The organism is Streptococcus pluranimalium, from assembly GCF_002953735.1.
In the GTDB taxonomy this organism is placed as follows: Bacteria; Bacillota; Bacilli; order Lactobacillales; family Streptococcaceae; genus Streptococcus; species Streptococcus pluranimalium.
The window spans coordinates 1895710-1909383 of sequence record NZ_CP025536.1; the positions used below are offsets into that span (position 1 = coordinate 1895710).

8 protein-coding genes are annotated in these 13674 nt (G+C 41.0%); 1 reads left to right on the forward strand and 7 read right to left on the reverse strand.

The window, feature by feature from the left end; translation table 11 throughout:
• Window positions 1–38: 38 nt before the first annotated feature.
• The 6 genes from C0J00_RS09615 to tgt form a co-directional block, all read right to left on the reverse strand.
• Window positions 39–4439, reverse strand: coding sequence for a PolC-type DNA polymerase III (locus C0J00_RS09615; protein WP_104968645.1), 4401 nt, complete (start codon window positions 4437–4439; stop codon window positions 39–41).
• Window positions 4440–4759: 320 nt separating this feature from the next.
• Window positions 4760–5404, reverse strand: coding sequence for a phosphoribulokinase (locus C0J00_RS09620; RefSeq protein WP_104968646.1), 645 nt, complete (start codon window positions 5402–5404; stop codon window positions 4760–4762).
• Between the two features lie 89 nt (window positions 5405–5493).
• Complete coding sequence (locus C0J00_RS09625; RefSeq protein ID WP_104968647.1) at window positions 5494–6027, reverse strand: biotin transporter BioY; 534 nt, start codon at window positions 6025–6027, stop codon at window positions 5494–5496.
• Window positions 6014–6337: a CHY zinc finger protein gene (locus tag C0J00_RS09630; protein ID WP_104968648.1), complete on the reverse strand. Its 324-nt coding sequence runs from the start codon at window positions 6335–6337 to the stop codon at window positions 6014–6016. The genes C0J00_RS09625 and C0J00_RS09630 overlap by 14 nt, the downstream gene beginning before the upstream one ends.
• Before the next feature lie 146 nt (window positions 6338–6483).
• Window positions 6484–9795, reverse strand: a complete 3312-nt coding sequence (locus C0J00_RS09635; protein WP_104968649.1) for a Cna B-type domain-containing protein — start codon at window positions 9793–9795, stop codon at window positions 6484–6486.
• Window positions 9796–10103: 308 nt separating this feature from the next.
• Window positions 10104–11246, reverse strand: a complete 1143-nt coding sequence (gene tgt / locus C0J00_RS09640) for a tRNA guanosine(34) transglycosylase Tgt (RefSeq protein WP_104968650.1) — start codon at window positions 11244–11246, stop codon at window positions 10104–10106.
• A 424-nt stretch (window positions 11247–11670) separates the two neighbouring features.
• Between tgt and C0J00_RS09645 the strand changes: the two genes are divergently transcribed.
• Window positions 11671–12492, forward strand: coding sequence for a DUF975 family protein (locus C0J00_RS09645; RefSeq protein ID WP_104968651.1), 822 nt, complete (start codon window positions 11671–11673; stop codon window positions 12490–12492).
• Between the two features lie 44 nt (window positions 12493–12536).
• Here the strand turns inward: C0J00_RS09645 and C0J00_RS09650 are convergent, their stop codons facing one another.
• Window positions 12537–13427, reverse strand: coding sequence for a diacylglycerol/lipid kinase family protein (locus C0J00_RS09650; RefSeq protein ID WP_104968652.1), 891 nt, complete (start codon window positions 13425–13427; stop codon window positions 12537–12539).
• Window positions 13428–13674: the final 247 nt, after the last annotated feature.

A 13674-nucleotide genomic window follows, 5' to 3' on the forward strand; every position in this document is an offset into this window, starting at 1 on the left:
TCATAGATTTTGGAATAAAAGTCACAGTTGCATGCCTGTTAAGCAAAAAAATCATCAAAAAGACTCAACTGATTATCTTCTGGAAGGTTGCCAAGAATACCCATATCGGACATTTTTTCAACTAAAGTAGATGACAGGCCGCCACGTTTGCGCAACTCTGTCTTTGAAAGGAATTCTCCATCCTGACGAGCACGAACCACTTGCTTGGCAACGTTCTCTCCCAGACCCTCGAGAGCTACAAATGGCGGAATTAAGGTATCACCATCAATGATAAACTCAAGAGCATCACTACGATAGAGGTCTAATTTACCAAACTGATAACCACGTTCCAACATCTCATTAACTAACTCAAGTGTTGTAAAAAGGTCATTTTCTACATTCGTTGCTTCATTACGCTGCCTCTTCTCTGTAATATCTTTCATACGGGCTTTGACAGCTGTTAAACCACCACTCATGGTTCTAAGCTCAAAGGCTTTTGCCCGAATGGAGAAATAAGCACAGTAGTAATATAGAGGATGATGAACTTTAAAGTAGGCTACACGAAGGGCCATCAACACATAGGCTGCCGCATGGGCTTTAGGGAACATGTACTTGATTTTTCCACAAGACTCGATATACCAGTCTGGCACATTGTTCTCACGCATAGCTTGAATATAGCCATTGCGCTCGTCTTCAGGAATTTTCAACCAAAGCCCCTTACGCACACGCTCCATAATGGTAAAGGCCATCTTAGGCTCAAGACCACGGTGCATGAGGTAAACCATGATGTCATCCCGACAACCGATAACGGTCGATAGGTCAGCGATACCTTGCTTAATCAAGTCCTGCGCATTTCCGAGCCAGACATCTGTTCCGTGGGACAATCCTGACAGCTGAAGCAATTCCGCAAAGGTTGTTGGACGTGTTTCATTGACCATGCCTCGAACGAAGTTGGTTCCAAACTCTGGAATCCCGAGCATCCCCGTAGGGGTACCAATCTGCTCCTCAGTCACCCCAAGGATTTCGGTCCCAGAAAAGAGAGCCATTACCCCAGGATCATCGGGTAGGATTTCCGAAGGATTAATTCCCGATAAATCCTGCAACTTACGAATCATAGTCGGATCATCATGCCCAAGGATATCGAGTTTTAGGATATTTTCATCGATATCGTGGAAGTTAAAGTGGGTGGTTTGCCATTCTGCAGACGTATCATCTGCTGGATACTGGACAGGTGTGAAGTCATAGACGTCCATGTAGTTTGGAATAACAACGATACCACCCGGGTGCTGACCGGTGGTCCGTTTCACCCCTGCCGCTCCTTTGGCAAGGCGATCCACTTCGGCATCACGGTAAAACTTCCCATAATCACGCTCATAGCCTTTAACGAAACCGTAGGCTGTCTTATCCGCAACAGTACCAACAGTCCCCGCACGAAAGGCATACTCTTCACCAAAGATATCACGAACGTCCAAGTGGGCTGACGGTTGGTCATCACCTGAGAAGTTCAAGTCAATATCGGGAACCTTGTCTCCATCAAATCCAAGGAAGGTTTCAAAGGGAATATCTTGACCATCTTTTTTGTATAGCGTGCCACATTCAGGACAATCTTTATTTGGCAAATCGTAGCCTGAACCATAGGAACCATCTGTAATAAATTCACTGTGTTGGCAGTTTGGGCAGACATAATGCGGTGGCATGGGGTTAACCTCAGTAATCCCAATCATGGTCGCAACAAAGGAAGAACCAACGGAACCACGAGAACCTACCAAATACCCTCGTTCGTTAGAGCGATTAACCAGCATCTGCGAAGCCAAATAAATCACGGCAAAGCCATTACCCAAGATAGACGACAGCTCTTTTTCGATACGCAGATCGATAATATCAGGTAGAGGATTGCCATAAATCTCAAAAGCCTTCTCATAGGTTAATTCAGCGACAGTTTCCTCAGCCTTATCGATGTAAGGGGTGTAAAGATCTCCCTTAACGACTTCAATGTTGTCAAAGCGTTCGGCAAAAGCTTGCGTGTTTGTGACGACAACCTCATAAGCCAACTCTTTCCCCAGAAAGGCAAACTCATCCAACATCTCGTTGGTGGTTCTGAAGTGAGCTTTAGGAAGCGGCGCTGGCATGGCACCCTCACCACGTCCAATGGTACGGTTAATCATAGCCCCTTGTCCTAGACTGCGGACGATGATTTCTCGATAAATCTCCTCTTCAGGTTCGATATAATGCACATTTCCGGTCGCTAGAACTGGCTTATCTAAACGACGACCGACTTCAATCAAATCTTGAATAGCTTCTTGGATTCCCGTCTCATCTTTGATTGTACCTTGTGCTAAAAGCGGTGCATAGAGAGCAGGTGGCATGATTTCAATAAAGTCATAATACTTAGCTGCTTCAACGGCTGCTTCAACTCCCTTGGTTAAGACAGCATCAAAGACTTCCCCTTCTGAGCAGGCTGAACCTAGTAAGAGCCCTTCGCGATGAGCATTGAGCACTGTCCTTGGAATACGAGCAACCCCTTCAAAGTATTTGACATTTGAGAGGGAGACTAGCTTGAAGATGTTTTTAAGGCCAGTCTGGTTTTGCACATAGATAGTCGCATGTTTGACCCTAGCCTTCTTATAAGAATCTTCCGCAACCAGCTTGGTATTAAGGTCTGCCATATCGGTAATGCCATGACGGTCCAAGACATCATTGATAAAGATAAAGAGTAGGCGTCCTGTTGCCTCAGCATCGTAGTTAGCCATGTGGTGATGCTCAAGCGCAACTTGGAAACGTTTTGTCAAAGGTCCTAAACCATGACGTTTGTATTCTGGGTAGAGATTACGAGCGAATTCCAAGGTGTCAATGACAGATTGGGTAATGAGTGGTAAGCCATGACGCTCATAATTGGCATTCATAAAGCCAACGTCAAAAGTAGCGTTGTGGGCAACGAGGACAGTATCTTGACAAAAGGTTTGAAATTCTTCCAAAACTTGTTTTAGTGGCTTAGACCCTTGTACGTGCTGATCGGTAATCCCTGTCAACTCCGTTGTAAAGGCTGATAGTGGGTGACCTGGGTCAATGAATTCATCGAATTGTTCGATGATATTACCCTTATGCATCTTGGACGCCGCAATCTGAATCAGGTCATTATTAACAGCTGATAGTCCTGTCGTCTCCACATCAAAAACGACATAGGTCGCTTCTTTGAGAGGCATGGAAACTTCATTATAGGTGATCGGCACACTGTCTTCAACAATGTTGGCTTCCATCCCAAAAATAGCCTTTATCCCCAATTTACGGGCACGATGATAACCGTGCGGGAAACTCTGTACATTAGCATGGTCTGTAATGGCAACCGCAGGATGCCCCCACTCTGCCGCCTTATCAATCAGAGATTCCACGGTTGGTAGGGCGTCCATGGTTGACATATTCGTGTGAGCATGAAATTCCACCCGTTTTTGACCGTCTGGCATGAGGTCCTTGCGTGGCGTATGAGCAATTTCCTTAACCTGCTGAACGTTCATGGTCAAGCTCTTAGTAAACTGGTTATTTTCGATATTACCTTGCACACGAAGCCAAGCGCCTTTAGCAATCATGTCGTATTTTTTGAGGTCATCGTCATCTTTAGCCCATTTTTGCATGGCAAAGCTGGAGGTATAGTCTGTCATCTTGAAGTTGATAATATGACGACCTGTGCGTGTCGTCTTCTTCTCAACATCAAAGACCATTCCCTCAAAGACGATACGATTTTCCTCTGTTTGGATATCAATCATTGGGGTGATTTCTGCTTTTTCAAATCCCGCTTGGCGTTTAGCTGCTCTTTCTTTATAGTCAAAGGCTGGAGCTGCTTTAGGTTCTTCTGGTGGAGGACCCGCCGCTTCTAAGGCTTTCTGTGCCTCCAGGTTTTCCTGCGCAGCTTGTTCTAAGAGGGCTTCACGATTACTTTCAAATGACGACTTCAAATCTTCTGTCATGGCTTGATCAGAAGCAACTTCAAAGGTCAAATCTCCAAAACCAAACATAGCCATTTGCTGCGCTAATTTAGGAATATGATTCTTTTTGAAATGCTCATTATCAGCGTATGCTGGCCCTGTGATAATGACGTTTTGACCATCATAAGACACTTGTAGTTTAGAGAAAGTAGCCTTGAACCCAGCACTGGCACAAAGAGTATGTTCAAAAGCTTCACAGTAATAAGCCTGCAAGAGTTCTTGGTCAAACTCAGGATCTTCAACCTTGATATCAAAAGATGCCTTAATGTCAGCATTTTTGAAGGTTGACACTAGACGCATTTCAAGCTCACGGTAAAGCTCGATGGGAAGAATGTGCTCAAAGGCAAAATGAAAATCCCAGCGACGACTGAGAGAATGCACCTTAACCTCGATAATATCTGCAGACGAAAAGGCCCTTGAACGACGATGTTCAAGCGGCATTTCAATCTGTTCCATGAGTTTTTCAAACAAGTCTGACATGATTTCTCCTTGATAATAACTGCTACTATTTTACCACAAAAAACCAAGCTTTTGGCAGATAAAAGAGTTTGAAACAGGAAATCATTAGATGGCTAAAATTCCGTTTTTCTCACTATAGTAGGTTTAATATCAAACCGAAAAGAACTATCTAAATGCACTATTACTCTCATCAGCGGATAGCTCAAATACTAAGGAAAATGATCGTCCAGTTTCGAAGATTAGTAAGCATTGTTTATATCACTAAGCTGTAAAATTTGATGACATCAGTGCGTTAGAACACCCTCAACCACCGCGTCTTCGCCTCTTCATAATAAGAAATCTTATTTCAAATCCTTCAAATAAGAGGATTGGTAGGTTACCTTAAAATCATTGGCGGACTGATCAATTAAGATATGGGCATTTTTTATGATTGGTTCTAAATAATGATGGTATTGCTGACGTCGAATCGCATGTGTCTTCTTGACAAACTCCGAATTACGTTGACGTACTTTAGTATCTCTGCTTAAACGCCGCTGAAGTTCTGTCTGACTATCTATATAGCAAGCGATTGTCACATCAAATAAAGATGATGGTAAAAAGGCACCACTCATCCCCTCAACAATAAGAATCGGTTTGTCTCCATGTAGTATTTTCGATGGCGACCACGGCTCGTCAATCGTCAATATAGATACTCCTTGCTGTAGTGCTAGGATATCTCTTTCTAAACTTTTTAGCTCATGTATGATTGGTATACTTGCTGTTACCTTTTGATCAGGAAACGCCTTTGGAACAACTAGGTTTCTATGTTCCGTGGAACTAATATAGGGATCTGTCTCTAGTGAATTGACTTGCTCTCCTAACATACCCGCCAACTCTTTGGCTAGACTAGATTTCCCGGAAGCACCGTGACCAACAATCCTAATTGTTGATTGTTTTTGACTAAGCAAATAACGTGAAAATCTCTCAATAAATTGTAATCGTGGCATCGATAGTCCCCACTTTCTAAGATAATTTATCACACTTTTAGAATTGAAAAAAGCGGTTGTTTTACCAACCACTTCTATCTCACAGTGTATTACTCTAGTCCCAACTGTTTCCGATACTTTGTTCCAATAATTGTCGCAATGGCTGCTTTGATACTATCGCCTGGAATGAAGACTAGATTTGACAAGAGTGACGGGAGGAGTGGAGCATTTGTGTAATGCGCCAAATAAATAGCTCCAATCACATCAACAAGTAATACTCCGCTCAACCACACCAAGGCGAAACTGATAAGGGGATGAGAAAAGAGCAGTAACCGACGGAGACCAGCAAGGGCGAGGGGCATTAGTAACCAACCGACAACATAGCCTGCTGTTGGCCCAGCAAAGACTACCAAGGTCGTGCCACCACCCGTAAACACAGGTAAAAACAAACCTAAAATGAGGAAAATAAGAATAGCCAAGCTTCCTTTTTTGGCACCTAATAGAATGGCAGCCAGCATGATTCCTAAATTTTGAAGAACAATTGGAACAGGAATAAAACCTAATGGCAGAGGGGGCATAAGCCCTAAAATAACAATCAATGTGGACATTAAGGCGATTTGAATGAGTGATTTAGTTCTGTTCATGGTGAAACTCCTTTGAAAAATAGATATGGTCATGAAGCTGACAGTTGGGATTAAAGCCAGAGCCGCACTGCGGGCAAGACCCTCGTTTGTAAGCTGAAAAGGTCAGATAGGTCTGACAAACACCACACATGACAGGATAAGGTTCATCAACCGACATAGCCTTAAAAGGATGGCTTTCCAGAGCATCGTGGCACTTGTAACAAGCATAGTAAGACTGGCAGTCAGCACACTTCAAAGCAACGATATCCTGTGCAGAATGATAGTGCCGACAGCGACTGTTCTCATCTATGCTGATTCCTTTAAATAACATATCTTCCCTTTCCTAAGCTTCCTTGCTTTAGTTTATCTAATCTTTGTTTTTGTGTCAACTTTATTTAAAAATTAAGTTTACAGTTTATCCAAAATAAAAAGGCCCTTATGGACCTTTTTACGATTTCATTAACGGCTAAAACTTAATTAGGCTTTACGTCGTTTAATGATGTAGTATGCGAGGAGTGCTAAGATTCCCACTCCAATAAAGCCTAAGATACTTGAGTTCTCACCAGTACTTGGCAAGACTTTTCCAATGGCTTTTTTAATGTCTTTGACAAGTTTAGGTGCTTTATCTGATGATTTCTTATCTTCAGTTGAGCTAGGTGATGTTGGAGGTGTTTGTCCTGGTCCCTCTGGTTTTGTTGGGATATGGTGATTAATAATGACAACTTGTCCGTTTTCAACACTAGAAACCGTCTTTTGGTAGCCTTTCACATCACTGATCTCTGAAACAGAATAAACAATCTCTTTCTTATCAGCTTTTAAATCAAGCTCATTCCAAATATAAGTCCAATTATTATCTTTTGATAAAACTACAGCATCGCCTGATTTTTCACCATTCGCATATAATTGAACTTCAATAGAATCTGGACGAAGACCGTCTTGATCATTTTCATCATCCCAAACTTTTGAAACAGTGACACTCGTTTTTCCTGGTGTATATGAGTTTGTTAGGTTATAGCCATCTTGAGTGACTGCATAGTTAGCAACAGCATCTTCTGTAATAGTGTAGACAATTTCTTGTCCATCTTTGAATTTTGGTAAGTTTTCAAAGGCGTATGTCCAACCACTCGCTGCATCAACAAGCTGCTCTGCAACTTCTTGACCATCTGCTAAAAGATTAACTGTGATTGACTCTGGACGTTTACCATCTTGATTATCAGCATCGTCCCATGTCTTCTGACCAGTGATATTCGTAACTTCTGGTGAATAGGTGTTAGTAAGGGACCAACTACCTTCCTCTGTTAGAACTGGTTCTGAAGCTGTATAACCTTCTGGAACCGTTACTTCAGCTACTGAGTAAGCAATCTCAACACCATTTGCAAATTTTGGAAGATTGTTAAATGAAGCTGACCAATTGTTAGCCGCTGTCAAAACAAGTTTCTGATCTGTGATTTGACCATCTTTAACAAGAGCCACTTCAAGAGAAGCAGGACGTTTACCGTCTTGGTTCTCAGCATCATCCCAAGTTTTAGAAACTTCAACTGCAGTTGTTTCAGGATTATAAGTATTTGTTACTACAATTTGACCATCCTTAATAGCTGAAACTTTTGATTTATAGCCTTCAACTTCAGCTTCTTCAACTGCATAGACAATATCTTGTTTGTTCGCTTTTTGATCTAGGTCTGACCATGTGTATGTCCAGTTATTATCTTCTGACAAGGTTACAACTTCTCCTGAAGCTTTACCATCAGCTGTTAACTGAAGACTGATAGTAGCTGGGCGTTTCCCATCTTGGTTGTTGGCATCATCCCAGACTTTAGAAACCGTTACACTTGTTTTTCCTGGCGCATAAGTATTTGTAATATCATAGCCATTAATCTCAGTTGTATAGCCTTCAACAGTATCCTCTGTTACTGTGTAATTGATAGCAACTGGTTGACCGTTGACATCAAGTTCATCTTTAAACTCGTTAAGGTCTGTAAAGCTATATTTCCAATCATCTTCAGCTGTAACAGTTTTCTCTGCAACCTCTTTACCATCTGCTAAAAGATTAACTGTGATTGACTCTGGACGCTTGCCGTCTTGATCATCATTATCATCCCAAGTCTTTGTTCCTTCTACAGAAACAAGTGATGGTTTGTAGGTATTTGTGATATTACGGTGAGTTTCATCATAAGAAACTTCGTAGCCAAACGGAACATAAAGTTCTTCAACTGTATAGTTGATTTCACTGCCATCAGCATTGTATTTTGGTAGATTTTCAAAGCTATAGTTACCTTCAGCATCTGTGTCTGTCGTTTGACCTGCTAAAGCAACACCGTCAGCCAACAATTGAACAGTGACACTTTCAGGACGTTTAGCTGCGTCATCACCCTTCCAAGTCTTCGTTCCTGAAACATCAGTAAGCGCTTGGTAAGTATTCGTGAAAGTTGTCTTCTCTCCATAAGCTGCTGATCCTCTATAGACATTATCAGCATCTTTAGTGACATCAACTAGAACATCAACTTGACCTTCATCGTAGGTATAGCCTTCAACTCGATCTGCCTCAGCTGGAATAACTTCTTTGATGACATAGTTAAATTGACCCTCTGATTTCAAGGTTAAGGCATCAAAGGTTACTTTACCATCCGCAGCATTTTTCTTAACCTGCAATGGATTCGCTAAATCATCAGCAGCGTAAAGCGCAAATTCAAATTGATCTGCTTTTAGGCTAGCTCCGGCACCTTCGACTAATTTCTGAGTCTCAAGAATTACCTTATCTGATTTTACTGCTGAAGCACGCCCTGTCCCTGAATCAACAACATATCTTGCTGTATAAGGGTTGTTGTACCCATTTGATCCCTTAACAGTAATTGTATTATTCAAAACATTGCCAGTGGCATAGGCTTCATCTTTAATATGGGTAGTATAAAGGATGTAGTATGGATGACCATAGTCTTTGCCATCAAGGGTCTGGATGTATTCGTCAGGTGCTGTATAGGTAAAGCCAGTCTCAGAGAAAACCACATCTCTGCGATGATTATCTACTGTAAGGCGCTCACTAATTTCACGCTCAGAGTCAATCGGATCATCTGCTACGACAACCTTACGAAGAACACGGACATTGGCCTTATCTTCATCTGTGAAGTATTGCCCTTCACTAAGAGTATCTTCAATGACCAAATGACGGATAGGCTCTTGAGAAGCATTAACAATAGCTACCCAATGAATTTTTTTGGGATCATCTGCACTACGGTAAGAGTATTTGTAACTTACTCCAGGAATAACACTAACACCTGTATTGTAGCTAACTGGCGTCGCTGTTCCTGGAATAGTTGTCTCAACGGTTTGAGCGCTATCATCGGTTGCGCGAACATCAAATGTCAATTCCATGGTTCTTTGTTCGTTTACTTTCGAGAAGAAATCCGTAAACGTCACAATAACCGAGTTATTAGTGTTACTGTTTCCCACAGCATGACCGACAACTGAACCAGCCGCATTTGTCACTGGGAAGCTAATAGCCCCAGCTAGCTTAAGCTCAGCTGGTAATTGTAATGTTAGGGTATCTCCCTCGTCAATATCCCTCACATTAGTAAAATCAAATGCTGCATTGTATTTTAATAAGCCACTGTCAAGCTGCTTATTCGTATTATCCAGTGTGATGACTGTTCCATCTTTCTGAACATGCACTAAGTTCGCTGTAATGCCATAGCCAGTGATTTCTTGAGCACTAACTTTAACATTTGCGAGACCTGTTAAAGAACTGACTAATAAAGTCAGTATCGATAAAATGTTTAAAATTTTTCGTTTCATCGTCTCTCCTTCTTTCTTGTTTTCACCTATACATTACCGCAATGTAATGTCTATTCAACCCCTTATGGTGGCGTATCTCCCTCTCAAAGATTTTACACTTTACCATAAATTGTCAACTCTTATTATATCTATGTTTCAACTATATTTCAAGTAAATCGTTAAAAAAACTGACTTTTAACATCTTTATAATTATGGAGTGATTTTCGCTTAAATTCAGACTATTTCCCTTATAATGCTGCTTTCCTTTTCAATGTCATTCCATAAAAAAAACATCAGAAAAAGCTTCCTGATGTCAATTATCAAAAAAATTAAAAATTACGTTTTGAGTGATTATAACCGTATCGTTCTACAAAGTCTTCACGGAATTCAAGTAAATTATCGTCCACGATCGCTTGGCGAACTTTCTTCATCAAATTAACCAAGAAATAGAGATTATGGTAAGATGTCAAACGCATACCAAAGGTTTCGTCGGCTTTAAGAAGGTGACGGAGGTAGGCACGTGTGTAGTTTTGACAAGTGTAACAATCACAATCATGATCAAGTGGTGTGAAATCTTCAGCATACTTGGCATTTTTAACCACCAAGCGACCTTCACTGGTCATACAAGTCCCGTTACGAGCGATACGTGTTGGCAGCACACAATCAAACATGTCCACACCGCGAATAACCGCGTCAATCAAACTATCAGGAGCTCCAACTCCCATGAGGTAGCGAGGTTTATTCTCAGGCAACATTGGCGTCGTGAAATCAAGCACAGCATTCATCTCTTCATGCGTCTCACCAACAGCAAGACCACCGATAGAATAGCCGGCAAAATCCATAGAAACCAAGTCTTGAGCAGACTGACGACGGAGGTCTTCAAAACCAGCCCCCTGCACAATACCGAAGAGCCCTTGATCTTGCGGGCGACGATGGGCTTTTAGCCCACGTTCCGCCCAACGGCTTGTTCGCTCGATAGAATTTTTGACGTAATCATAGGGTTGGTAAAATTGTGGGCATTCGTCAAAGCTCATCATGATATCCGAACCAAGATTGTTCTGAATAGAGATGGCTTTCTCCGGAGAGAGGAACATTTTAGAACCATTCAAGTGGTTTTTAAAGGTCACCCCTTCTTCAGTGATATTGCGGCTATCAGCCAAAGAATACACCTGAAAACCACCAGAATCGGTAAGAATAGCCTGGTCCCAGTTCATGAATTTGTGTAAGCCACCGGCACGCGCAATCAATTCGTCACCAGGGCGTAACCAGAGGTGGTAAGTGTTTGAAAGGATGATCCCTGAACCCATTTGTTTCAATTCTTCAGGAGATTGTGTTTTTACCGTGGCTTGTGTCCCAACCGGCATAAACATAGGGGTTGAAAAAGTACCATGTGGGGTTTCAATCTCTCCCAGACGGGCACCTGTGTGTTTTTCCGTTTTGATCAAACGGTATTTGATAGCATGTTCTGTCATATTGACTCCTTATTGTGTTACTCGATGAGTATAAATTTACTAGAAAAGACAGTCCTAGGGATGAGACAAAGACTTAGGATTTCCAAAATTCGTCAACCCTAATCTCACCCTGCACCATAACAAGTCAGCTTTGTTATTTTACCAAATAAAAGGCAAGGTGTCAGTTCTTTCCATCAGCTTTTTGACTTTTCTTAGTTTATATTAAAATACACTTGATTTTCAAAGAACCTCTTATTTTCAGCCAGTATCTTTTGTAGTACACCTTATCTTTAAGAGTGTTACCAAAGTCTTTTCTAAGTCTAAAAGTTTTGGGAATAAGAAAAACAAGTATACCGTAAACCCGTTGTTTGTAGCATTACTTCCAGGCTTATGTTACAATACCTCTATAATAACTGTTCCCACTTTCGCATAGATTGGAGATTTTATGATTAGAAGTATCAAACAACAAGCAAAAGTCTTAGTTAAAGGCCTCCCTGGGAAATATTCCCTCTTTATTCTACCGATTATCCTAAGCATTGTTAATATTACTATCTCTTATAGAGAAACTACTATTGATAGTATAGACACTCAGGTTAGTCTTTCAGCTACTATTTTTCCACCATTAGTCACTTTCTTAATAGCCTTCTTTACGATCTCAGCACTTTATACCATGCTTGAAGTGGTTCGACAAGAGCGAAAAGCTGTCGAATTTGGGGACTTAATGCAAAGTTTCTCAGGCGGTCGCTTTGCTAAATTATTTGTCACTCTGCTTGTGCGCAACCTCCTTATACTACCTTGGGCTTTCTTATTTGGTATCGGAATGGGCTTAATGCTTGGCGTTATGATTGTCTCTCTTGAACATAGTGAGCCACTCGGTAGCGTCAGTGTCATTATCACCTTGCTTGGTTTAGTCCTCATGGTTGCAGGGATGATTCTAATCATTTGGAAATCCAACCAATATTCTCAAACTGAATTTGTCATTTATGACCAAATCGCTCAGAATCGCTATCAAGGACCACTAGCAGCTATCAAAGAAAGTAAACAATTGATGAAAGGGCATGTTTTTGAACTATTCAAACTTTACTTGAGTTTCATGGGCTGGTACCTTCTTACTTTCCTTACCCTCGGACTTGTTTCCATTTACCTTATCCCTTACATGACAACAACACGCGCTGTTTATTACCAATACTTATTAGAGCAAAATAGTGCGCCAACTACCGAATACCAAGACGGTCCTATCCAAGAATCACCTTTTGATGTTCGCTAAGAAATCCAAAAACTCATCTGGTTTACACCAAATGAGTTTTTTCTTTACTTCCCACTATAAACGGTTAGATGAGATGGCAAGATAGTGATATCAATAGGCAGCTCATCTCCCTCATCTCCATCAACATTTGTTCCCAAAGATTGTGAATTTTTCAAAGCAATATGAGCCTTGTTGAAAGTACGATAGCCAAGATTTTGGTTAGATTCCGTAACCCCTTGTGCTAAGTTTGGAATGGCTTGAAAGGACTCTAACATGTTGGTATCTTTGAGGTAAACCAAATGTAAGAGACCATCGTCCACCTTAGCATCAGGCAAAAAGTTTTCATGACCACCGATAGAGTTAGTCAAACCAATTAACAGTGTTGTTGATTCGACTGAGATATAGTCGCCGTCAACATCTAATTCAAAGTTATAGGTTTCATTCTGGGCAATTTTCTTAAGGCCAGAGATAAGATAAGCCATCTTGCCAAACTTCGTTTTTTCTTCAACAGAAACATCACGAACAGCTTCAGGAATTGATCCGACAGCAACAACATTCATAAAATAGCGGTCGTTAATCTTCCCAATATCCAAGGATTTTGTTTGCTCAAAATCAAGTGCTTCAATCGCTTCTTTAGGATTAATAGGCATGTTTAAAGCACGCGCTAAATCGTTAACAGTACCTAGTGGGAAAAAGCCAAATTTTGGTCGATAATCCTGTTCAGCAAGTCCACTGATCCCTTCATTAACGGTACCATCACCACCCATAACAAAGACACTGTCTAGCTTATCTAGAGCTGCAGCCCTAGCAAAATCACGAGCATCGCCTCCTTTTTTAGTTTCCTTTACCTCAACTTCGTCAAAATAGGATTCTAATTTTTCTACAGCGGCTTTTTGAAATTCTTGAGCTTTCTCTCCACCTGCACTTGGGTTTACTACTAATAAAGCTTTTTTCATAAGGTCACCTCACTTGTTTTCTCTACTGTCATCATACCATAATGTCTTGAAAAACACCTGATACCGCTCTCAAAAAGATTCAGAAAAAATCCGTATTAAAATTTTTTGTCAGTTAAGCTTTTTTTAAGACTACTCTCTTATAATATAATCATCCTAAAACTTTTTCTGTTGCTAAGTCCAAAAAACTTAGTAACAAACTTTTTCATAATCTCCTAAACCAGACAATTATGTCTGGTTTTTTTGTTGC

Coding starts and splice junctions, on each gene's coding strand:
- C0J00_RS09615 (WP_104968645.1), bottom strand. CDS start 4,439: ATGTCAGACTTGTTTGAAAAACTCATGGAACAGATTGAAATGCCGCTT.
- C0J00_RS09620 (WP_104968646.1), bottom strand. CDS start 5,404: ATGCCACGATTACAATTTATTGAGAGATTTTCACGTTATTTGCTTAGT.
- C0J00_RS09625 (WP_104968647.1), bottom strand. CDS start 6,027: ATGAACAGAACTAAATCACTCATTCAAATCGCCTTAATGTCCACATTG.
- C0J00_RS09630 (WP_104968648.1), bottom strand. CDS start 6,337: ATGTTATTTAAAGGAATCAGCATAGATGAGAACAGTCGCTGTCGGCAC.
- C0J00_RS09635 (WP_104968649.1), bottom strand. CDS start 9,795: ATGAAACGAAAAATTTTAAACATTTTATCGATACTGACTTTATTAGTC.
- tgt (WP_104968650.1), bottom strand. CDS start 11,246: ATGACAGAACATGCTATCAAATACCGTTTGATCAAAACGGAAAAACAC.
- C0J00_RS09645 (WP_104968651.1), top strand. CDS start 11,671: ATGATTAGAAGTATCAAACAACAAGCAAAAGTCTTAGTTAAAGGCCTC.
- C0J00_RS09650 (WP_104968652.1), bottom strand. CDS start 13,427: ATGAAAAAAGCTTTATTAGTAGTAAACCCAAGTGCAGGTGGAGAGAAA.